Genomic DNA, 21802 nt, shown 5'->3' on the forward strand with positions numbered 1-21802 from the left:
ATGAATCTCTATTCTCGCGGCGACAAATGGTTCGTCATCGCCAACATGGTGCTGGTGGGGCTGTTCACGATCTCGACGCTCTACCCGTTCATCTACATCGCCGCCGTCTCCTTCAGCTCGGGCTTCGCGGCCGCCGCCGGCACGGTGGTGCTGGCACCGGTCGAGTTCACCCTCGCCGCCTATGAGCGGGTGCTGAGCGAGCCGCAGTTCTGGAGCTCCTACGCCAACACCTTCATCTACACCTTTGGCGGCACGGCGGTAAGCCTGCTGATCATCATCCCCGGCGCCTACGCGCTGTCGCGGCCGCAGCTGATCGGGCGCAGGTTCTGGAACCTCTTCGTGGCCTTCACGATGTGGTTCAACGCCGGCCTGATCCCGTTCTTCCTGAACATGCGCGATCTGGGTCTGCTCGACAGCTATTTCGGCATCATCATCGGCTTCGCGCTGAACGCCTTCAACATCATCCTGCTGCGCAACTTCTTCGAATCCATCCCGTCCTCCTTCGAGGAGGCGGCGCGGATGGACGGCGCCAACGAGTTCCAGGTGCTGTGGAAGGTCTATGTGCCGCTGTCGAAGCCGGCGATCGCCACGATCACCCTGTTCTGCATCGTGGCGCGCTGGAACGGCTTCTTCTGGGCGATGGTGCTACTCCAAAGCGAGGACAAGATCCCGCTGCAGGTCTACCTGCGCCAGCTGATCGCCGAGCTGTCCGACGACGAGGAATTTACCAGCACCCTGATCGACGCGGCCTATTCGGTCGAGACGGTCACCGCGGCGATCATCGTCTGCTCCATCATTCCGGTCCTGCTGATTTACCCGTGGGTCCAGAAGTACTTCAACAAGGGCATCCTTCTGGGAGGCGTGAAGGAATGACCCGCGAGAACGACACGCGATTTGGGAGGGAAACCATGCGTAAAACGACACTGTCCGCCACGTTCCTGGCCACCACCATGCTGGCGCAGCCCGGCTTCGCCGATGAACATCTCAGGATCGTCGAGGAGCCGCTCGAGCTGAGCATCCATTTCCACTGGCCCCGCAACCAGGGCTACGAAGAGGATTACCCGGTCGAGCAGGCGGCGCGCGAGATGACCGGCATCCACCTCGTGGATGCCACCGCCGGGCGCAACACCCCCGACCATAACGAGGCCATGAACCTCCTGCTGGCGCAGGGCGACCTGCCCGACATCGTCGGCGGCAACCGGATCAAGGACCCGGTCAACCAGTACGGCCCCCAGGGCGCCTTCCTGCCGCTGGACGAGCTGATCGAGGAGCACGCGCCCAACATCAAGGCGCTGCTCGACGAGCGGCCCGAACTGCGCGACGCCATGGCCTCATCGGACGGCAAGATCTACTACGTGCCCTACCTGCCCGACGGCAAGTTCGGCCGCGCCTGGTACATCCGTCAGGACTGGCTCGACGCGCTGGGGCTGGAGCGGCCCGACAATGTCGAGGAGCTCTACCAGGTGCTGGTGGCGTTCCGCGACCAGGACCCCAACGGCAACGGCAAGAAGGACGAGATCCCGATCTTCGAGCGCCAGTGGGAGGAGCTGATCCGCTTCGTGACCCTGTGGGACGGCCGGTCCTCGGGCTCGGACACCTATCACGACTTCTACGTCGACAATGGCGAGGTTAAGCATCCCTACGCCACAGAGGGCTACCGCGAGGGCATGAAGAACCTTGCCAAGTGGTATGCCGAGGGGCTGATCGATCCCGAGATCTTCACCCGTGGCTCCAGCGCCCGCGAATACCTTCTGTCGGAGAATCTCGGCGGCCTGACCCATGACTGGTTCGCCTCGACCTCCGGCTACAACGCCGCCCTCGCCGAGAAGGTGCCGGGCTTCAACTTCGCGCCGATGCTGCCGCCTGAGAGCGTCAGCGGCCAGCGCATCGAGGAGCACCGCCGCACCCCGCTCAAGCCTGATGGCTGGGCCATCAGCTATGCCAACGAGCATCCCGTCGAGACGATCAAGTATTTCGACTTCTGGTTCACCGAGGAAGGCCGCCGGCTGTCGAATTTCGGCGTCGAGGGCGTGCACTACGAAATGGTCGATGGCGAGCCGGTCTACACCGAAGAGGTGCTGACCAGCGACCAGCCGGTCAACAGCCAGATGTGGGAGATCGGCGCGCAGATCCCGCGCGGCTTTTACATGGACTACGCCTATGAATGGCAGTGGACCTCCGACGACGCGCGCGAGGGCATCGAACTCTACGAGCAGAACGACCTGTTGATCGACCAATTCCTCGGCGTGTCCTTCAACGAGGAGGAGCAGGCGGTCTACGACAAGTACTGGCCCTCGATCCTCACCTACATGCTGGAGCGCCAGCAGGCTTGGATCCTCGGCACCGGCGACGTCGAAGCCGATTGGGGCGAGTACATGGCCCAGCTCGACAAGCGTGGTCTGAGCGACGTGCTGGAGGTGATGAACTCCGCCTATGAACGCCAGTACGAAAGCTGACGCCCCGGTTCCGGGGGGCGATCACGACCCCCCGGTACCCCCGATCTCCCATTCGACCAAGGATGCAAGCGCATGGCCACTATGACCGCCGAACCCCAGACCGCCTATCTCGACGAACCCGCCGCCGGCCGGCTCAACATCCGCTACGCTCCCGACGAGGGCGCCGAGATCGCCGAGAACCCGCCGCGCTTCACCTGGCTGCCGGTGGTCGACGAGGCGGCGCGCTACGTGCTGCGCCTCTCGACCGATCCGGATTATGCCGACGACGCGACGCGGGTCTTCACCGACCTGCCGCTCAATTTCCTGACGCCCGATGCGGCACTGCCGCCGGGCCGCTGGCATTGGTCCTACGCGGTTTGGGACGCGGACGCCAAGCGTCCGGCCACCCGCTGGAGCAAGTCCCGCGCCTTCGACCTGCCCGAGGCGCTGCCCGAGACGCCGCTGCCCAACCGCGCCGATCGCTATGCCCGCGCCGACATGGCGCATCCGCGGCTTTGGCTCGGCCCCGAGGAGCTCGCGGCGTTCCGCGACGCGGTCGCGGCTGACCCGCAGCATTGCAACTGGCAGAACTTCTTCGACAAGTCGGTCAAGCCATGGCTCGACCGCGAGATCATGGCCGAACCGGCGCCATATCCGAACAACACCCGCACCGCGCCGATCTGGCGTCAGACCTATATCGACTGCCAGGAGCTGATCTACGCGATCCGCCATCTCGCCGTCGCGGGCAAGGTGCTGGGCGACGACACCATGCTCGCTCGCTCGAAGGAATGGCTGCTCTCGGCTGCCGACTGGGATCCGGCGGGCACCACCTCGCGCGGCTATACCGACGAATGGGCCTTCCGCGTCGCCGTGGCGCTGGCCTGGGGCTATGATTGGCTGCGCGACGTGCTCGACGAGGACGAGGAGGCGCGCGTGCGCCAGGCGCTCCTGGTGCGCACCCGCGAGGTGGCCGATCACGTGATCCGCCACGCGCATATCCATCTCTTTCCCTATGACAGCCACGCGGTGCGCTCGGTCTCGGCCGTTCTCGTGCCGGCCTGCATCGCGCTTCTCGACGAAGAGCCCGAGGCGCGCGACTGGCTCGACTACTCGATCGAGTTCCTCTGGACCGTCTATTCGCCCTGGGGCGACGCCGATGGCGGCTGGGCCGAGGGGCCGCATTACTGGATGACCGGCATGGCCTATCTCACAGAGGCGGCCAACCTGCTGAAAAGCTTCACGGGACTGAACCTCTACGAGCGGCCCTTTTTCCAGAAGACCGGGGATTTCCCGCTCTATACCAAGGCGCCCGATACCCGCCGCGCCACCTTCGGCGACGACAGCACCATGGGCGATCTGCCCTGCCTGAAGATCGGCTACAATTTGCGCCAATATGCGGGCGTCACCGGCAACCCCGCCTACCAGTGGTATTTCGACGAGATCTGCCGCAACGATCCGGGCACCGAGGGGGCCTTCTACAATTACGGCTGGTGGGACCTGAACTTCGACGACCTGATGTATCGCCATGACTGGCCACAGGTCGAGGGCGCGGCACCGGGGCCCGAGGACCGGCTGCGCTGGTTCAAGGGGATCGGCTGGGCCGCGATCCAGAGCCACATGGATGATCCGGACCGACACCTGCAATTCGTGATGAAGGCCTCGCCCTTCGGCTCGATCAGCCACAGCCATGGCGACCAGAACGCGTTCTGCCTTTCGGCCTTCGGCGAGGATCTGGCGATCCAGTCGGGGCATTACGTCGCCTTCAACTCGACCATGCACCAAGGCTGGCGGCGTCAGACGCGCTCCAAGAACGCGATCCTGATCAACGGCAAGGGGCAATACGCGGACAAGGACAAGGCGCGCGCCATGGCGGCGACAGGCCGGATCCTCGCGGCCGAGGATCGCGGCGAGGACATCTATATCCATGGCGACGCGACCGAGGCCTACCGTTCGCTGAGCCCGGAGGTCACGAGCGTCAGCCGCGAGGTGCATTTCGTCCATGACAGCTACTTCGTCATCGTCGACAGCATCGATGCGGAGAGCCCGGTCTCGATCGACTGGCTGCTGCACGCCAACGGCCCCTACGATCTGGGACAGGCCTCGTTCCGCTACACCGGGCGCAATGCGGGGTTCTACGGGCAGGTCGTCTGGTCCGAGGCCGGGATGCCGCAGTTGAGCCAGGAAACCGGCTTTCCGGGCGTCGATCCGAAGGAATACGAGGGGCTGCCGGTCAGCACCTGCGTCACCGCGCGGTTCCCGGAGGCGACGCGGCACCGGATCGCGACGCTGCTCGTGCCCTATCGGCTCGACGCGCCGAAGCGGATTTTCCACTTCCTCGACGATCAGGGCTACGATTGCGACCTCTACTTTACCGACGCCGAGGAACGCACCTTCAAGCGGGTGATCAAGAAGCTCGCGCGCACCTGACGCCTCTGCCGCCTGGGCCGAGTCCCCGGGTGGCGCAATCCACCTCAATTCGAAGGACCAAACACATGGAACTCAAGGGCAAGACCGCGATCGTTTCGGGCGGCGGGCGTGACATCGGCCGCGCCTGCGCCATCCGCCTCGCCAAGGCGGGCGCTAATGTCGCGATCAACTACTACAAGAGCGGCGAGGGCGCCGAGGCGGCCGTGCGCGAGATCGAGGAGATGGGTGGCCGCGCCTTCGCCATGCAGGGCGACATGACCGACCCTACGCAGGTCAAGGCTTTCGTCGCCGCGGCGGCGGAAACCTTCGGCGCCATCCACGTGGTGATGCCGGTGACCGGCGGGCTGATCGCCCGCAAGACCATCCCCGAGATCACGGTCGAGCACTGGCAGGCGGTGATGGACGTTAACGTGACCTCAGCCTTCCTGCTGATCCAGGCGGCGCTGCCGCACATGACCGAGGGCGGCGCGATCGTGAACATGGCCAGCCAGGCGGGCCGCGACGGCGCCGGCGGCGGCGCGCTGGCCTATGGCGCGGCCAAGGGCGCGATCATGACCATGACCCGCGGCATGGCCAAGGAGCTGGCCCCGGCGATCCGCGTCAACGCGCTCTGCCCCGGGCTGATCGACACCGACTTCCACAACATCTTCACCAAGCCCGAGGTGCGCAAGATGGTGGCGGGCAACACGCCGCTGAAGCGCGAGGGCACCTCCGAGGAGGTGGCCGAGCTGGCGGTGTTCCTGGCCTCGCCGGCGGCGTCTTTCATCACCGGCGCCAATGTCGACATCAACGGCGGTCTGGTCTTCTCCTGATCCTCCCCCGGGGCCGCCCTGCGCGGCGGCCCCGTCAATCCCCCACGGGCTCCGAGCGCCGCCCCCCCCTTTTTTCGGGGCGCGGCCCGCTCGCCCTCAGATTTCATCCCCATCCGCCCGCCTGACGCGGGCGGGCTGGCGCGCCGCGACGACATCCGAAAGGAGCTTTCCATGCTCAAGACCAAGCACCTGATTGCCGGAGAATGGCTCGACGGCAGCACGACCTTCGAGAACCAGCCGATCCACGGCACGCCGGAGACGTTCCAGGCGGGCAACCCCGAGCTGGTCGAGCGGGCCTGCGCGGCGGCCGAGGCGGCCTTCGACAGCTATTCGTCCACCAGCGGCGCGCAGCGCGCCGCCTTCCTGCGCCGCATCGGTCAGGAGATCGAGGCGCGCGGCGCCGAGATCACCGAGATCGGCATGCGCGAGACCGGTCTGCCGGAGGCGCGGCTCAACGGCGAGCGCGGGCGCACCGTGGCCCAGCTCAACCTCTTTGCCGACCATGTCGAGGCGGGTAAGCATCTCGACCTGCGCCACGACAAGGCGCTGCCCGAGCGCCAGCCGCTGCCGCGCCCCGAGTTGCGGATGATGCAGCGCCCGATCGGCCCGGTGGCAGTGTTCGGCGCCTCGAACTTCCCGCTCGCCTTCTCGAGCGCGGGTGGCGACACGGCGGCGGCGCTGGCGGCGGGCTGCCCGGTTGTGGTTAAGGGCCACTCGGCGCATCCCGGCGTGGCCGACATCGTGGCGCAGGCGGTCGATGCCGCGCGCGTGGCCGAGGGGCTGCATCCCGGCGTGTTCGGCCAGATCCAGGGCGGCAACCGCGCCGTGGGCGAGGCACTGGTGCGCCAGCCGCTGATCCGCGCCGTGGGCTTCACCGGCTCTCTCGCCGGTGGCCGCGCCCTGTTCGATCTTTGCGCGCAGCGGCCCGACCCGATCCCGTTCTTTGGAGAGCTGGGCTCGATCAACCCGGTCTTCGTGCTGCCGCGCGCGCTCGCCGCGCGGGGCGGCGAGATCGCCACCGGCTGGGCCGCGTCGCTGCTGATGGGGGCGGGGCAGTTCTGCACCAATCCCGGCGTCGTGGTCCTGCCCGCGGGCGACCGGGCCGAGAGCTTCGTCGATGCCGCGCAGGCGGCGCTGAACGAAGCGCCCGATCAGCCGATGCTGACGCCGGGCATCGCCGGCGCCTACCGCGCGGCGCGCGAGGCGATGGCGGCCAATGGCCGGGCCGAAACCCGGCTTGCGCGCGAGAGCGACGCCCGCTACGCCGCGCCCGCGCTCTTCGTGACCCGCGCCAGCGACTGGCTCGCCGATACCTCGTTGCACGAGGAAGCTTTCGGCCCGCTTGGTGTCGTGGTTCTGGCCCAGAACGTCGACGAGATGCGCGCCGTGGCGCGGGAGTTGGAGGGACAGCTCACCGCGACGCTGCAGATCGAGGAGGGCGATGCGGAGGATGCAGCGCCGCTCTTGCGCCTGCTCGAACGCAAGGCGGGCCGGGTGCTGGCCAACGGCTTCCCGACCGGGGTCGAGGTCTGCGACGCCATGGTGCATGGCGGGCCATACCCCGCCTCCACCAATTTCGGCGCCACCTCGGTCGGCACGCTGTCGATCCGTCGCTTCCTGCGCCCGGTCTGCTTCCAGAACATCCCCGAGGCGCTGCTGCCCGACGAGATGCGCGGAGGCGCCCTGTCGTGACGCCGCCCCTCATCCTCTTCGTCGGGGAGCCGATGATCGAGCTGTCGGTGCCTCAGGCGCAGGAGACCGCCCGGCTCGGCGTGGCGGGTGACGTGCTCAACGCCGCGATCTACATGCGGCGCGCCCTGCGCGGCGCGGCGCGGGTCGAACTGGTGACGGCGCTGGGACACGACCGGTTCTCGGACCGGATCATGAGCTTCGCCGAAGCGCATGGCGTCGGCGTCGCGCGCATTCGCCTCGACCCCGATCGCGGCCCCGGCCTCTACGCGATCGAGACCGATGCCGAGGGCGAGCGCAGCTTTGCCTATTGGCGTGACGCCTCGGCGGCGCGGCGGATGTTCGGTCCCGACGCGCCCCCCGATTTCTCGGCGCTGGACGGGGCGAGCCACGTCTTCCTATCGGCCATCACGCTGGCGATCCTGTCGGCGCCGGTGCGCGCGGCGCTGCTCGATCGGCTGGCGTCGCTGCGGCGGGCGGGCGTGACGGTCTGCTTCGACAGCAATTACCGGCCGCGCCTGTGGGAGAGCGTGGCGGTCGCGCGCGCGGCTGTCGACCGGGCCTGGGCGGTCACCGATATCGGCTTTCCTTCGATCGACGACGAGGTGGCGCTGTTCGGTGAAAGCGAGGCGGAGGCGACGCGTCGGCTCTCAAGGTATGACATGTCGCTTTGCGTCCTGAAACGCGGCGGGGCGGGGCCACGGTTGCTGGTGCCGGACCCGGGCGGAAGCGAGCCGGTCTTCGCGCAAGCGGAGCGGGTCGTCGATACCACCGGCGCGGGCGACAGCTTCGACGGTACCTTTCTTGCGGCCTGGGTCGAGGGGCAGGGCGTCGACGATGCGCTGCGCCGCGCCCACGAGATGGCCGCGCGGGTGGTTGCCGCGCCCGGCGCGATCCTGCCCGCCACCACTAGCGAGGAGGCTGCGGCGGCTCGCGCGTCCTGACGGCATCGACCAGTCCATTTTCCAGTTTCCCGGCGCGCATGCGCCTTTTGACCGCTCGGGGAGGAGCGACATGACGAACATCACCATTGGATTGCGCAGCGGAGTCACGCTGTTTCTGGCCGGCGCGCTCTGGCCCGCCACTCAGGTCGCGGCACAGGCGCCCGAGTCCTGCGCCGACATCTCGCCACTGGCCATCGTCTCGGCCAGCGATGACGGCAGCTTCGACGCCGAATACGGGCCCGATCGGGTTTTCGACAATGATTTCGACCCGGATTCGCGCTGGTCGTCAGAAGGGGCGGGCAAGCAGCTCACCCTCGATCTGGGCGAGGCGCAGGCGCTGCGCGAGGTCGGGCTCGCCTTCTACAAAGGCGACGAGCGGCGCACCAGTTTCGACCTGGAGGCCTCCGAGGATGGCGATAGCTGGACCTCGCTGATCTCGGGCGGCCAGAGCGCCGGGCAGAGCACCGCGATCGAGCGGTTCGAGGTGCCGGCGACCCCGGCGCGCTACCTGCGGCTCACGGGGCAGGGCAACGAGGCCAGCGGCTGGAACAGCCTGATCGAGGTGCAGGCCTATGGCTGCGGCTCGGGTGAGGTCGCGGAGTTGAGCGACGGCAGCGACACGGCGCGGGTGGCCAACATGAGCAAGACCGGGCTGGACCTGCGCATCGACGTGCCCCCCAGCGAGAACTTCGACCTGACCGGCTGGAAGCTGACGTTGCCCGCCGATCTCGACCAGGACGGCAAGGTCGACGAGATCTCCGAGAACGAGTTGCAGGGCTGGTCCGACGACCGGTTCTTCTACACCGACCCGGTCACCGGCGGCATGGTGTTCCGCACCGTGCCGGGCGGCTTCACCACCTCCGGCTCGAGCTATGCCCGCTCAGAGCTGCGCGAGATGATCCGCCGTGGCGACGAGAACATCTCCACTCGCAACGACGATGGCACGCCCACGGCCAACAACTGGGTCTTCTCTTCGGCCCCCGAAGAGGCGCAGGCGATGGCGGGCGGCGTCGACGGCGTGATGCGTGCGACGCTGGCGGTGAACCAGGTTACCCGGATCGGCGAGGCGGGCAAGGTGGGCCGCGTCATCATTGGCCAGATCCACGCCAAGGACGACGAGCCGATCCGGCTTTATTACCGCAAGCTCCCCGGCAACAAGTTCGGCTCGATCTATTTCGCGCATGAGGCGGTGGGCGAGGACGACGTCTATGTCGAGATGATCGGCAGCCGCGGCAATCACGCCGAGAACCCCGATGACGGCATCGCGCTCGACGAGACCTTCGCCTACGAAATCGCGGTGCGCGGCGAGGAGCGCGACGGCGTCGAGCACCCGATGCTGCATGTCGCGATCACCCGCGACGATGGAAGCCGCATCGAGGCCGAGCCCTACGACATGAGCGAGAGCGGCTACTCGGTCGCGGACGACTTCATGTATTTCAAGGCGGGCGCCTATTCGCAGAACAACACCAGCGATCGGCCGGATCGCGATTACGACCAGGTGACATTCTTCGAACTGGATGTGGAGCACGGCTCCTGACATCGCAGATCGATGGCGGCGGCCGGGGGTGTCTCCCGGCCGTCCGCATGCACGACCCCGCAGGTCGGAGCGGGCCCCGGGGGCCCTTGTCGTCGCTTGTGGCGCGCGCGTCGCGCCGGGTTTCGATTTTCGAGCGCAGGTCTCAAGGGGGGCCGCGCCAATCGGTTTGATGGAACATGATGTCTGACACTGCCACCCGCCGCGCGACGCCCTCGAACCGCACCGTTTTCGACGTCGCATGGCCGCTGACCTTCAAGGCGATGATGGTCAACGGCATCGTGCTGATCGACGCCTATCTCGTCTCGGGGCTGGGCGAGCCGGCGCTGGCCGCGATGGGTCTCGCTTCGGCCTTCGGCACGCTGCTGGTCGGCACGCTCTTCGCCTTCTCCACCGCCACCCAGATCCGGTTGGCCCAGGCGGTCGGTTCGGGCCGACCGGTGGCGCTCAAGACCGGGTTTTATGCCGGGCTGATCACCAACCTCGCGGTCGCCATGATCGGCATCGTCTTCGTCGCGGCCTTCGGGGGGCTGGTCCTCGACCGCATCGCGCATACGCCCTGGATCGCCGAGCAGGCGCGCTCGTATCTCAATATCTTCCTCTTGGTGGTGCTCTGCGAGGCGGTAGCGCAATGCGTGGGCAGCTTCTTCAACGGCAGCGGCCGTACCATCATCCCGCTCAAGAGCTATGTGTTCGCGATCCCGATCAACGTGGCGACGAGTTACCTGCTGATCCATGGGGCGGGCGGACTGCCGGGGCTCGGCGTCACCGGTGCCGCGATCGGCAGCGCGCTCGGAGCTCTGGCCCGTACCCTCTACCTCGCCCGTGCCTTTCACCGCGAAACCGGCAGCTATCGGGACGAACCGGGCTGGCTCAACGGCACGCTGTGGCAGTCGCTGGGGCGACATCTCAACTTCTCGATGCCGATCGCCGGCACCTTCGTCAGCAACGCGGTCGCGAACTATGCAGCGATGCTGCTCTTCGCCAAGATGAGCGTGAACCAGTTCGCCGCGATGACGCTGATCCTGCCATGGGTTCAGGCGGCGGGAACCTTCGGCATCGCCTGGGCGCAATCGACGGGCATCATCGTGGCGCAGCTCCTGGGCAGCAACCGCAGCGGCGATGAGCTGGACCGCTTCCTCGGCCGCGCCTGGCGCATGGCCTTCGTCGCGGCCGGGCTGGTCTCGACCACCTACCTCTTCATCTGCCTCGGATCAGGCTGGATCTATGGAAATCTCGAACAGGAAACCACTGCGGCGCTGCTGAGCTTCCTGCCAGTGCTGCTGCTTCTGCCCTTTCCCAAGGGATCGAACGCGATCTGCGGCCAGACGCTGCGGGCGGGGGGCGACACGCTCTACGTGATGAACATCTTTGTCGCGGCGCAATGGCTGGTGCGGATTCCGCTGACCGCGCTTTTCGTGCTGCATCTCGACCTGTCGGTGACCTGGGTCTTCGCGCTGTTCCTGGTCGAGGAGCTGGTCAAGTTCCCGCTTTTCCACCTGCGGCTCTACAAGGGCGAATGGAAGCGCGGCCTCGCCGCGGAGTGAGGTCTGCGTCCAACCGTCGAGGTGGGCTCAGTCCTGTAGGCCGTCGCTGAATCTCACCTCACCTTCCGGCCGGTCGCCTTCGAAGGCGAGCCACTGAACATGCCTCGTTGGAATATCCTTGTAGGTGAGCGCACCGTCGCTGACGAAGCCGAACCGCCCGTAGAAGGCAGGGTCGCCGATCAGCACGCACCCTTTCGCTCCCTGGGCGCCGAGCAGCGTCAGACCGGCTTGCATCAGAGCCGAGCCGATCCCCACGCCTTGCCGGGCGGGCAGGACGGAGACCGGACCCACTCCGAACCAGCCTTCGCGCGTCTTGCCGATTGCGGCTGGCGAGAACGCGACATGGCCCGAAATCTCGTCTCCTTCGAGCGCGACCAGCGAGAGGGCGAGGTCACCGTCCCGCCGCAGCCTGTCCAGCGCGTCGACCTCCGTGCCGTCGCTGAAGCGCATCCGCTCGAAGGCGGCGATCGTCAGCCGGCGGATCGCATCCACGTCGGCCGGGGTTTCCGAACGAATGATCATGGCCATGCATGAGGCCCGAAACGGATAGCCGTGGCAAGGCACTCGCCATTCAGGACGGGTTTGGCCTGACAGCAGGGCCGGGCGCGATAAGTCCCCGGACGCCCGGCCGTAAGCGGAGCAGGGACGCTCGCTCCGCCCGGGATGCGCCTTAGTAGTTCCACATCGTGCCATCCTCGAGCCGCACGACGGGATGGCTGCCGGGCCGGTATTCGTAGCGCGCGGCCTCCGTCTCGTCGAAATCGACGCCGAGACCTGGCGCGTCGCTGACGAAGACCATGCCGTTCTCCATCCGGTGCTCGGACGGAAACAGCGCGTCGCATTCCGGCGTGCCCAGAACGAGATATTCCTGAATCCCGAAATTGGGCGCCCAGGCGTTGAGATGCGCATGCGCCGCCATGCAGATCGGCGAATGGCTCGGCGCCCCGTGAAAGCCGGTGCGCACATGGTGCAGCCCGGCGAGATCGACGATCCGCTTCACATGAGTGATGCCGCCGGCATAGGTAACGGCGACGCGGATGAAGTCGATCATCTCCCTCTCGATCAGCTTGTTGCAATCCCAGATCGAGTTGAACACCTCGCCTATGGCCACCGGCACGGTGGAGTGCTGCCGCAGCAGCCTGAGCGCGTCCTGATCGTCGGCGGGCGTCGGGTCCTCGAGCCAGAACAGCCGCGCCGGCTCGACCTCCTTGGCGAAGGCCGCCGCCTCGCGCGGGGTGAGCCGGTGGTGCACGTCGTGCAGGATCTTCAGCTCGGGGCCGAACCGCTCTCGGATCCGCATCAGCGCCTCGGGCATGAAGCGGATGTATTTCTCGCTGTCCCAGATCTCGAGCTTGGGCCGGATGCCGCTGTAATCGGTGATGTAGTTCTTCACGTCGCCCTTCGTCTCGGGCACGGCATAGCTCGCCGTCGGCATGCCGGGGATGCCGCATTGCACGCGCACCGCCTTGTAGCCCTGTTCGACGTAATGGGCGATCGAGTCCATCAGATCTTCAAGATCGGCGCCGGTAGCATGGGCGTAGACCAGCGCGCCGTCGCGGCTCCTACCACCGAAGAGCTGATAGAGCGGCATGTTGGCGAGCTTGCCCTTGATGTCCCAAAGCGCCATGTCGATGGCGCCGTAGGCCGCCATGGCGATGGGGCCGCGCCGGAAATAGGCGCCACGATAGAGGAACTGCCAGATGTCCTCGCTGCGGCGCGGGTCCATCCCGATCAGGTTCGGGATCAGGTAGTCCTGCAGGTATTTCGCGGGCAGGGTCTCGCGGTTGTTGAGCGTCGCGTCGCCCAGGCCATAGACGCCCTGATCGGTCATGATCTTGAGTGTGACGTAGTTCTTGGCCGGGCCGCCGACGAACAGCTTGGCATCGGTGATCTTCATGGGGTCGGGTCTCCGTCGAAGCGGGCGGTGATCGCCGCTCCTGCTGGAGCGGGGACCCCGCCTGCCGGCCCTGCGGGCCGTTCATGGATCATTGAGAGCCGGGCTCGCGTAGCCCGGCGACATGTAGTGGCGCGCTACCGAGGCTGCGCGTGGCTCGAACAGTTGTCAGGCGAGGCCGGTCACATCCGTCCAGCTGTCGTTCCTGCGGATCAGGTCGATGATCCGCTGGTACTGGCTGCCCTCCCTGAAGGTCGGGTAGGGCTCGACCGCCTCGCCGCGAATGTCGCGCACGAACTCGCGGGCGAGATGGTGCCAGCACTGCTCGGTCTCGCCGCGCACATCCGGCACGGCGGCGGCGATGTCGCCGGGCAGCGGCAATTCCCGCCAAGTCTTGTTCTCGTGCAGATACAGGTGGCCGCTCCCGTAATGGCCCTTGACGTAGATCGCGCCCTTGGTGCCGTAGAAGACGACGTGATCCTCGTGGAAGCGCGGCACCAGACCGCCATGCTTGAACAGCACCGAGACGGGGGTGTCGGCGAAGCGGCTCTCCAGCCGCGCCATCACCGTATAGGACCATTCGACATTGCTCTCGCCCCATTCGAGCGAGGGGTCGTCGAGGTTCTGGGGGATGAAGTCGCGGCGCGTGGCGAAGTTGTGCACCCCTTCGACGATCGGCGCGCGGCCCAGATCATCGCGCACCTCGCCCGCAATCGACAGGATCCTGTCACCCAGCACCGAGGTCACGATCGACAGCGTGTGGGTGAAGTTGTTGTTGAGGCGGCCGCCGCCCTCCTCCTTGCGGTGCGACCAGCCGAAGGGGATCTCGCGTTCGAGGTTGAAATGCGAGATGCATTCGACCTCGGTAGGCGCGCCGATCGCGTCTTCGGCCACGAGTCGCTTGGCATGCAGGATGCTCGGCGCGTAGCGAAAGCTCGCGGCATAGGCCGTCTTGACCCCCTTCCGCCGCGCCAGTTCGTAAAGCTCGGCCGCCGTGTCGCCCTCCGCCGTCATCGGCTTGTCACAGAACACGTGGCAGCCGAACGCGATCGCCTGCTTGATCGGTTCGTAATGGGCGCCGCCGGGGGTCGCGATAGAAACGATGTCGGGGCGGCAGGTCTCGAGCGCCTCCTGCCAGTCGGTCCCGGAATAGGGGATGTCCAAGTTCCGGGCGACCTCGTCCACGACGCTCGGGGTGCGGCCGACGGCGCCCACGACCTCGGCACCAGCGCCTCGGAACGCCTCGGCGTGACCCTGACCGGCGAAACCGGTCCCGAAAATCAAGACTCTAGTCATGTTGTCCTACTCTTGGCCTGACGGCGATTTAGGGAGTTTCTGGGTGGCCGACGCGCTCGCGCCGGATCGGTCGGTGCGCGGGCCGGGCAGGGGCATGCCGCGATCGGGTCGACCGCGGCATGCGAGATGCGGAGAGGCTCAGCCGTATTGCCGCGCATAGGCGGCGTTCATGACCTCGATCACCTCGTCGAAGCCCATCTTGTCGAGCGTCTCGAGATAGCCGTCCCAATCCGCCTCGACATCGCCATTGCCGAGCACCCAGGCCTGCTGGCGCTCCAGCATGTAGCTCTGGATCGAGGGCCAGTACTTGTCGTAGACCGCCTGCTCCTCCTTGCTGAAGGCGACGCCGAGGAACTGGTCCACCAGCAGATCGTGGGAGTCGTAGAGTTCGATCCCCTCGCGCGCGGCGGGGGCGGTCCACTGCCACTCGTAGCGGTAGTCCTGCCAGTAGCCCTTCTTGATCTGCGCGCCGATGGCCCAGAGCTGGCTGTTCACCGGCTGGTCGCTGTTCAGCACCTCTGGCTTGAACACCGGCTCACCGTCGATCAATTCGTACTGCTCGCCCTCGATCCCGAAATTCGACAGCAAGCGGCCCTTTTCCGTGAACCAGAAGTCGAAATACTTGATGGTCTCGACCGGGTGCGCGTTGGAATGGCTGATCGCCCAGCCATCCGGCTTGATCGGAATGCGGCGATGCTCCTCGATGCGGTGGCCGCTGACCGATTTCGGCGGCAGCATCGGCACGAAGTCGAAGTCCTCGATCTCGCCCGAAAGCGAGGCGTTGTAGCCCGAGGTCGAAGCGAACCAGTCATGTGTCATGCCGCCCAGATCTTCGCCGAGCAGGTAGTCGCGGGCGCTGGAGCCACGAGTGAACACTTCCCGGTCGATCAGCCCCTCGCGATACCACTGCGCGATGTTGGCGAGGCCGATCTTGTAGTTCTCCTGAGCGTAGGGGTGCACCACCTTGCCATCATCGTTGACCATGAAATCATGCGGCGTGTCCGAGCCCGAGGAGCGGCCATCCCAGAGCACGACGAGCCGCATCAGCTCTTCCCAATCGCGCACGAAGAACGGAATCTCGTCTTTCTTTCCGTTGCCGTTGGGGTCCTGATCACGGAAGGCGACGAGCGTGTCGTAAAGCGCGTCGACATCGTCGGGACGCTCTAGGCCCAGCTTGTCGAGCCAGTCCTGCCGGACGAAGTAGGCACGGCCGTATTTCCCGTCGGGCAGATAGGGGATGTAGTACATGTTGCCGTCATAGGCCGAGATCGCCCGGCGCAGTTCGGGGCGTTCGTCGAAGAAGGCCTTGATGTGGGGTGCATGCTCCTCGATCAGCTGGTTCAGCGGCAGAAAGGCGCCCTGCGGGCCGTATTCATTGACTGGCTGCTTGATCAGCTGGCTGCCGACGATATCGGGCATCTCGCCCATCGCCAGCAACAGGTTCATCGCCTCGCGCGTGTCGTTGGTGTTCTTGCCGGCGGTCGCTTCGATCAGGTGGATACCGGTCAGCTCGCGTGCCTTCTGCTCGACCGGGTAGCTTTCGTCATAGCCCTGAGAGCGGTCCCAATGCATGTGGATCGAAAGCTCCAGCGGCGCATCGGTGATCCGCAGCTCCTCCTCTGCGGCGGCCGCGCCGGCCAAGCATGTCGTGCTCAGGATGGCCGAAACCAAAGACGCTCTACGCATACTGTTGTCCTCCCTCTCGCGTAAATCGGTCATTCATCGGTGAGCGCCCCGAGCGGAGGCTCACCCATGGTCGTGCCGGCGCGGCCTCCTCACCGCGTCAGGCCCTTGCATCCGGCGCGGCCGCGTCGGGCCGCCCGGTCAGTTCGCGGTCGGCAACTCGATCAGCCCGTGCAGCCTCTCATCTGTGAAGAGCACCCCGACCTGCCGGTCCAGATCGCCAATATGCGCCCGGAGTGCGGCCTCCGCGGCTTGTGGGTCGCGGGCGCGGATCGCGTCTGCGATCGCGGCGTGCTCCGCGATCACCTCGGGGCCGCGCAGGATCCGGTGCCGGCGGCGAATGAGCCGGGCGCGGTTCAGGTCGAATTGCGATCGCCGGGCGGTGGCCCAGGCATCGGCATGTCCGGACAGCACGAAGAGCTGGCGGTGAAATCTCTCGTCGAGTTCGAAGAAGGCGGTGGCGTCATCGCGGTCGAGCGCGTCGGATTGCAGGCCGAGAATGCCGTCGAGATCCTCGACCCGGTGGCGGGGATCAGGGCGGATCGCCGCGTCGTGCACGGCGCCGAGTTCGAGTTGCAAGCGAATGAAGCAGGCGGTCGTGTAGCGGCTGACCGAGATCCTGGTGACGTAGGTCCCGCTTTGCGGCACGATCTCGACCAGCTTCACCTCGTCGAGCCGGATCAGCGCCTCGCGTACCGGCGTCTTGCTGGCATCGAGCGCGGCGGCGATCTCCTTTTCCGACAGTCTCTGGCCGGGGCGCAGTTTCACCGAAACGATGAGGTCCCGCAGGACATCGAACACCTGAAAGGTGATGTTGGCCCCCGGATCGAGCCGGGTGCCGGCCAGCAGTTCGGCGACGGGAACGGACTTGGGCGGGTAGGTCTGCGGCGATGGGTTCTGCAATTCGCTCTCCCGAACCATACGGGGTGACAACCTCGCTCGGAGGCCGTGCCTCTAACTTCGTCAACTGATATATCAGTTCGGAAATCTTATGAACAGAGTTAAACATTTGTTTGCCATGTAGCCAGATGCTGGAAAGATTCGTCAACTCCTGTTTCCAGCGCGGAAGTAGCTTGCTTCGCCTTCCTGCATCAAATGCTGCCTGTGCCGGGATGACCCGCGATATCATGTAGCCGCATCAGAACGGGTCGAGAGCGTGACATCGCTAACGTCCAGCGAGACCAGATCCCGCTTTGCAGGAGATGCAGCTTGATGTACGTAACTCATATACAGATGGCCACGTCGCGCAGTCGCGGCCGGTCAGGGGTTTTGGAGGAGCAGCCGATGGATGCCAGCAGGACGGCGCGGGCGGATACCGTTTCATATGCGGCGTCGCCAATCCGTATGCGCCATGCGTCGAGACGCATCTTTTCGCGCAGACGCCACCGGGCAGGAGAGCCGTCATGATCGTGATCGGCCTCGATCTCGGTACTTCGGGCCTAAAGGCGCTGGCCATCGCCGAGGATCAGTCGATCCTCGCGGAAAGCAGCGCCGCACTTTCGGTTGCGCGGCCCCATGACGGCTGGTCCGAGCAGGATCCCGCGGCCTGGATTGCGGCGGCCGAATCCGCGATCGGCGCGCTTCTGGACAGGATCGACGCCATTGCGGTGCGCGGCATCGGTCTGTCGGGGCAGATGCATGGTGCGACGCTGCTCGACGCCTCCGACCGGGTGCTGCGGCCCTGCATGCTGTGGAACGATACCCGCAGTCACGCCGAGGCCGCGGCGCTCGATGCCGATCCGCGGTTTCGCGCGATCACAGGCAACATCGTCTTCCCCGGCTTCACCGCCCCCAAGCTCGCCTGGGTACGGCGCCACGAGTCGCAGGTCTTCGAAAACATCCGCAAGGTGCTGCTTCCCAAAGACTACCTGCGCCTCTGGCTGACCGGAGAGCATGTCTCGGAGATGTCGGATGCCGCCGGGACCGGCTGGCTCGACGTCGCCGCGCGCGACTGGTCCGAGGCACTGCTCGAGGCGTCGGGGTTGGATCGCGACCGGATGCCACGGCTCGTCGAGGGCTCGGAGGTATCGGGCCGGCTGCGCCCGGAACTCGTCGCGCGCTGGGGCCTGCCTTCGGATGTCGTCGTTGCCGGCGGCGGTGGCGACAACGCGGCCTCGGCGGTGGGCATGGGCGTCGTGAAACCCGGTACGGCCTTCGTGTCGCTCGGTACATCTGGCGTGCTCTTCGCCGCGACGGATGGGTTTCACCCGAACGCCGCCAGTGCGGTCCACAGCTTCTGCCACGCGCTGCCCGAGAGCTGGCACCAGATGGGGGTGATCCTCGCCGCGGCGGATGCGATGAACTGGTTCGCGGGCGTGCTGGGGAGTCCGGCCCCCGCGCTGACCGCGGATCTGGGCGATCTGCAGGCGCCGTCCCGTACGCTGTTCCTGCCCTATCTCGGCGGCGAGCGGACGCCGCATAACGACGCGCATATCCGCGCCTCGTTCCTGCATATGGGGCACGACACGGATCGCGCGGCGCTGGTCCGCGCCGTGCTGGAAGGGGTGAGCTTCGCGATCCGCGACAGCCGCGATGCGCTGGCCTCGACCGGAACCCGCTTCGACCGCCTGATCGGCGTCGGCGGCGGCACGCGCTCGGAGTACTGGCTGAAGGCGATTGCCACCGCGCTCGAGATGCCGGTCGAGCTGCCAGTCGCGGGCGATTTCGGCGGCGCCTTCGGCGCGGCACGGCTTGGGCTGATGGCGGCCAACGGGCAGGGCGCCGAGATCGCGACGCCACCCGCCATTTCGCGTGTGGTGGAACCGGAGCGGGATCTGTGCGGCGCCTTTTCGGAGGCGCATGCCCGTTACAAGGAGAGCTATGCGGCGCTCAAGGCTCTGAGCCGGGGGTGACGGTGCGCGAGGCGCACGGTGACCGTAACGCCGCGTCTCTTCCGGCTCGCACCTCTCGCCAAGTTGCCGATCCGTCAGCGCTGCTCTAACCGGGTATCGTAGCAATCCAGAGGGGCCGTCATATGTCGCGACCGACCGTGCATGACGTGGCGCGCGTGGCCAATGTCAGCCTCTCCACCGTCGACCGGGTCCTGAACGGGCGCGACGGCGTCCGGGCGGCCACGCAGGAGCGGGTTCGCGCGGCGATGAAGCAGCTCGGCTACGAGCGCGACCTGATGGCGGCGAACCTGTCGCGCAAGCGGATCTACAAGATCCGCTTCGTGATCCCCGACGGGCCAAACAGCTTCATGCGCAACCTCGCAGCCGAGCTTGAAACGCAGGCGCGGATCGCGCTGCGCGACCGCACCGAAATCAGCGTCTCGCTGGTCCCGCCATTCGATGGCCGGGCGCTCGGAGCCGAGCTACGCCGGACGAGAGAGACGGAGGCCGACGGGGTGGTGATGGTCGCCACGGAGTCGGCGGAGGTGCGGCAGGCCGTCTCGGAACTGCGCGCTGCAGGTATTCAGGTGGTGACCTTGATATCCGACCTCTCGGCGTCGGCGCGCGGCCATTTCGTGGGCATCGATAACGTATCGGCCGGGCGCACCGCCGCCGGCCTGTTGGGCCGGTTCTGCGCCGGTCGGCCCGGCCGCATCGCGATCGTTGCAGGCTCGATGTTGGTGCGCGATCATGTCGAACGCAGGCTCGGCTTCGAGCAGGTCATGCATTCGGAGTTTCCCGAGCTGAAGCTGCTGCCCCCGATCGAAAGCGGCGACGAGGCCGCGCGGGTGGACCGGCTTTTGACCGACCAGCTGCGGGAGCACCCGGATATCATCGGCATCTACAGCCTCGGCGGCGGCAATCGCGGCCTGCGTGATGCGCTGGATCGCGCGGGGGCCGACCCGCGACCCATGGTGGTCGTGCATGAACTGACCGACCAGTCCCGCGTGGCCTTGCAAGACGGGATGTTCGACGCCGTGCTGCAACAGGACATCCGCAAGGAGGTGACGAGCGCTCTCGTCATCATCCGCAACCTGATCGAAGCGATGCCGATCGATGCCGAGACCGGACGGATCCACACCGAAATATTCCTGCGCGACAACCTGCCCTGAGCCGTACCGAGATCGGATCAGGCTTTGCGCCGTACCATTTCTGATGTACGTTAGTCAGAAATGATGGGCCGAGCGCTGCGCCACGGGGCAGATCGGCAGGCGAGGAACGAGACCGACATGACCGACTTCTTCAGGAACATCCCCAAGATCCGCCACGAGGGCCTTGGCAGCGACAACGAATTCGCCTTCCGACACTACGATCCGGACGAGGTCGTGATGGGCAAGCCGATGCGCGATCACCTGCGCTTTTCGGTCGCCTACTGGCATAGCTTCGCCTGGGAGGGGGGCGACCCCTTCGGTGGCCAGACCTTCGATCGGCCTTGGTTCGGGGAGGGGATGGCGAAGGCCAAGCTCAAGGCCGACGTGGCCTTCGAGATGTTTGAAATCCTCGGCGTGCCCTATTTCTGCTTCCACGATGTCGATGCGCGGCCCGAGGGCGCGAGCTTCACCGAGAACACCCGCAACCTGCGCGAGATCACCGATTACTTCCAAGGCAAAATGGAGGAGACGGGGACGAAGCTCCTGTGGGGTACGGCGAACCTGTTCTCGCACCGGCGCTACATGGCGGGCGCCGCGACCAACCCCGATCCGGATGTCTATGCCTTCGCCGCCGCGACGGTGAAGTCCTGCATCGACGCGACGCATCAGCTCGGCGGCGAGAACTACGTGCTCTGGGGCGGGCGCGAGGGCTACGAGACGCTGCTCAACACCGACATGGGGCGCGAGCGGCAGCAGGCGGGGCGGTTCCTGACGCAGGCCGTCGAATACGCCCGCAAGATCGGCTTCGATGGCACGATCCTGATCGAGCCCAAGCCGCAGGAGCCGACCAAGCATCAATACGACTACGACGTCGCGACGGTCTATGGCTTCCTCAAGGACTTCGGACTGGAAAAGGAGGTGAAGGTCAACATCGAGCAGGGCCACGCGGTCCTTGCCGGTCACAGCTTCGAGCACGAGCTGGCGCTGGCGCGCGAACTGGGAATCTTCGGCTCGATCGACATGAACCGCAACGACTACCAGTCAGGCTGGGACACCGACCAGTTCCCCAACAACGTGCCCGAGATGGCACTGGCCTATTACGAGGTACTGCGCGCCGGCGGCTTCACCACCGGCGGCACCAATTTCGACGCCAAGCTGCGGCGCCAGTCGCTCGACGCGGAGGATCTGATCCTCGCCCATGTCGGCGGCATGGATGCCTGCGCGGCGGGTTTCAAGGCTGCGGCGAAGATGCTCGAGGATGGCAAGCTCGAGCAGGCGCGCGACGCGCGCTACGCGGGCTGGGAGACGGCGGAGGCCAAGTCCATGCTCGCGGGCGGCTTCGAGGATATCGCGGCCCGGGTCGAGAGCGAGGGGATCAACCCCGAGCCGCGTTCGAGCCGACAGGAGCGGCTCGAGAACCTCGTGAACCGCTATCTGTAATGCGAAGCGCGGCGGCTCTAGAGAGGGCCGCCGCGATCAGCCCGGCTGAGTGTCGCGACCATGGGCGGACATGGTGCCGGACCCATGACGCGCTTTCCGCCATCTCTCTTCGCCCGGGC

General features: G+C 66.4%; 16 protein-coding genes. 11 read left to right on the forward strand and 5 right to left on the reverse strand.

All coding sequences use genetic code 11. The annotated features are described in order from the left end of the window. From LOS8367_RS10575 to LOS8367_RS10610, 8 genes are all read left to right on the forward strand, one after another. Entirely contained in the window at positions 1-873 is an 873-nt protein-coding gene (locus LOS8367_RS10575) for a carbohydrate ABC transporter permease (protein ID WP_242665563.1), read from the forward strand. Between the two features lie 35 nt (positions 874-908). Next, positions 909-2456 carry an extracellular solute-binding protein gene (locus LOS8367_RS10580; RefSeq protein ID WP_085896524.1) on the forward strand — a complete coding sequence of 516 codons (1548 nt, stop codon included), beginning with the start codon at positions 909-911 and terminating at the stop codon, positions 2454-2456. Between the two features lie 72 nt (positions 2457-2528). Next, a complete protein-coding gene (locus LOS8367_RS10585; RefSeq protein ID WP_106535048.1) occupies positions 2529-4862 on the forward strand; it encodes a heparinase II/III domain-containing protein in 2334 nt (777 codons plus the stop codon). 65 nt (positions 4863-4927) lie between these two features. Continuing rightward, on the forward strand, positions 4928-5674 hold the full coding sequence (locus LOS8367_RS10590) for an SDR family NAD(P)-dependent oxidoreductase (protein ID WP_085896481.1): 747 nt from the start codon (positions 4928-4930) through the stop codon (positions 5672-5674). A gap of 171 nt (positions 5675-5845) precedes the next feature. Then, positions 5846-7366, forward strand: a complete 1521-nt coding sequence (locus LOS8367_RS10595; protein WP_085896482.1) for an aldehyde dehydrogenase (NADP(+)) — start codon at positions 5846-5848, stop codon at positions 7364-7366. Further along, on the forward strand, positions 7363-8307 hold the full coding sequence (locus tag LOS8367_RS10600; protein ID WP_106535047.1) for a sugar kinase: 945 nt from the start codon (positions 7363-7365) through the stop codon (positions 8305-8307). The genes LOS8367_RS10595 and LOS8367_RS10600 overlap by 4 nt, the downstream gene beginning before the upstream one ends. Positions 8308-8377: 70 nt before the next feature. Then, on the forward strand, positions 8378-9844 hold the full coding sequence (locus LOS8367_RS10605) for a polysaccharide lyase family 7 protein (protein WP_165761441.1): 1467 nt from the start codon (positions 8378-8380) through the stop codon (positions 9842-9844). Positions 9845-10023: 179 nt separating this feature from the next. After that, positions 10024-11388 carry an MATE family efflux transporter gene (locus tag LOS8367_RS10610; protein ID WP_165761442.1) on the forward strand — a complete coding sequence of 455 codons (1365 nt, stop codon included), beginning with the start codon at positions 10024-10026 and terminating at the stop codon, positions 11386-11388. 27 nt (positions 11389-11415) lie between these two features. On the opposite strand, the gene LOS8367_RS10615 is transcribed toward LOS8367_RS10610, so the two are convergent. The 5 genes from LOS8367_RS10615 to LOS8367_RS10635 form a co-directional block, all read right to left on the reverse strand. Beyond that, positions 11416-11916: a GNAT family N-acetyltransferase gene (locus tag LOS8367_RS10615; protein WP_242665564.1), complete on the reverse strand. Its 501-nt coding sequence runs from the start codon at positions 11914-11916 to the stop codon at positions 11416-11418. Positions 11917-12058: 142 nt separating this feature from the next. Then, on the reverse strand, positions 12059-13285 hold the full coding sequence (manD, locus tag LOS8367_RS10620) for a D-mannonate dehydratase ManD (RefSeq protein WP_085896485.1): 1227 nt from the start codon (positions 13283-13285) through the stop codon (positions 12059-12061). 165 nt (positions 13286-13450) lie between these two features. Continuing rightward, positions 13451-14578, reverse strand: coding sequence for a Gfo/Idh/MocA family protein (locus LOS8367_RS10625; protein ID WP_085896486.1), 1128 nt, complete (start codon positions 14576-14578; stop codon positions 13451-13453). 138 nt (positions 14579-14716) lie between these two features. After that, positions 14717-16264 carry a type 2 periplasmic-binding domain-containing protein gene (locus tag LOS8367_RS10630; RefSeq protein ID WP_106535046.1) on the reverse strand — a complete coding sequence of 516 codons (1548 nt, stop codon included), beginning with the start codon at positions 16262-16264 and terminating at the stop codon, positions 14717-14719. Positions 16265-16402: 138 nt separating this feature from the next. Next, a complete protein-coding gene (locus LOS8367_RS10635) occupies positions 16403-17164 on the reverse strand; it encodes a GntR family transcriptional regulator (protein WP_165761443.1) in 762 nt (253 codons plus the stop codon). 503 nt (positions 17165-17667) lie between these two features. Here LOS8367_RS10635 and xylB point away from each other — a divergent pair. The 3 genes from xylB (at position 17668) to xylA (ending at position 21683) form a co-directional block, all read left to right on the forward strand. Further along, positions 17668-19113 carry a xylulokinase gene (gene xylB / locus LOS8367_RS10640; protein WP_085896529.1) on the forward strand — a complete coding sequence of 482 codons (1446 nt, stop codon included), beginning with the start codon at positions 17668-17670 and terminating at the stop codon, positions 19111-19113. Positions 19114-19235: 122 nt separating this feature from the next. After that, the gene (locus LOS8367_RS10645; RefSeq protein WP_085896488.1) at positions 19236-20264 is read left to right on the forward strand and encodes a LacI family DNA-binding transcriptional regulator; all 1029 of its coding nucleotides are present in this window, start codon (positions 19236-19238) and stop codon (positions 20262-20264) included. 117 nt (positions 20265-20381) lie between these two features. After that, positions 20382-21683 (forward strand): xylose isomerase, encoded by a 1302-nt coding sequence (gene xylA / locus LOS8367_RS10650; RefSeq protein ID WP_085896489.1) that lies wholly within the window; start codon positions 20382-20384, stop codon positions 21681-21683. Positions 21684-21802 lie beyond the last annotated feature (119 nt).

The organism is Limimaricola soesokkakensis (genome assembly GCF_900172345.1).
GTDB classification, from domain to species: Bacteria; Pseudomonadota; Alphaproteobacteria; order Rhodobacterales; family Rhodobacteraceae; genus Limimaricola; species Limimaricola soesokkakensis.

Excerpts from the sequence above, each read along its gene's own strand:
- LOS8367_RS10575 (WP_242665563.1), top strand. The coding sequence starts at position 1 with ATGAATCTCTATTCTCGCGGCGACAAATGGTTCGTCATCGCCAACATG.
- LOS8367_RS10580 (WP_085896524.1), top strand. The coding sequence starts at position 909 with ATGCGTAAAACGACACTGTCCGCCACGTTCCTGGCCACCACCATGCTG.
- LOS8367_RS10585 (WP_106535048.1), top strand. The coding sequence starts at position 2,529 with ATGGCCACTATGACCGCCGAACCCCAGACCGCCTATCTCGACGAACCC.
- LOS8367_RS10590 (WP_085896481.1), top strand. The coding sequence starts at position 4,928 with ATGGAACTCAAGGGCAAGACCGCGATCGTTTCGGGCGGCGGGCGTGAC.
- LOS8367_RS10595 (WP_085896482.1), top strand. The coding sequence starts at position 5,846 with ATGCTCAAGACCAAGCACCTGATTGCCGGAGAATGGCTCGACGGCAGC.
- LOS8367_RS10605 (WP_165761441.1), top strand. The coding sequence starts at position 8,378 with ATGACGAACATCACCATTGGATTGCGCAGCGGAGTCACGCTGTTTCTG.
- LOS8367_RS10610 (WP_165761442.1), top strand. The coding sequence starts at position 10,024 with ATGTCTGACACTGCCACCCGCCGCGCGACGCCCTCGAACCGCACCGTT.
- LOS8367_RS10615 (WP_242665564.1), bottom strand. The coding sequence starts at position 11,916 with ATGGCCATGATCATTCGTTCGGAAACCCCGGCCGACGTGGATGCGATC.
- manD (WP_085896485.1), bottom strand. The coding sequence starts at position 13,285 with ATGAAGATCACCGATGCCAAGCTGTTCGTCGGCGGCCCGGCCAAGAAC.
- LOS8367_RS10625 (WP_085896486.1), bottom strand. The coding sequence starts at position 14,578 with ATGACTAGAGTCTTGATTTTCGGGACCGGTTTCGCCGGTCAGGGTCAC.
- LOS8367_RS10630 (WP_106535046.1), bottom strand. The coding sequence starts at position 16,264 with ATGCGTAGAGCGTCTTTGGTTTCGGCCATCCTGAGCACGACATGCTTG.
- LOS8367_RS10645 (WP_085896488.1), top strand. The coding sequence starts at position 19,236 with ATGTCGCGACCGACCGTGCATGACGTGGCGCGCGTGGCCAATGTCAGC.
- xylA (WP_085896489.1), top strand. The coding sequence starts at position 20,382 with ATGACCGACTTCTTCAGGAACATCCCCAAGATCCGCCACGAGGGCCTT.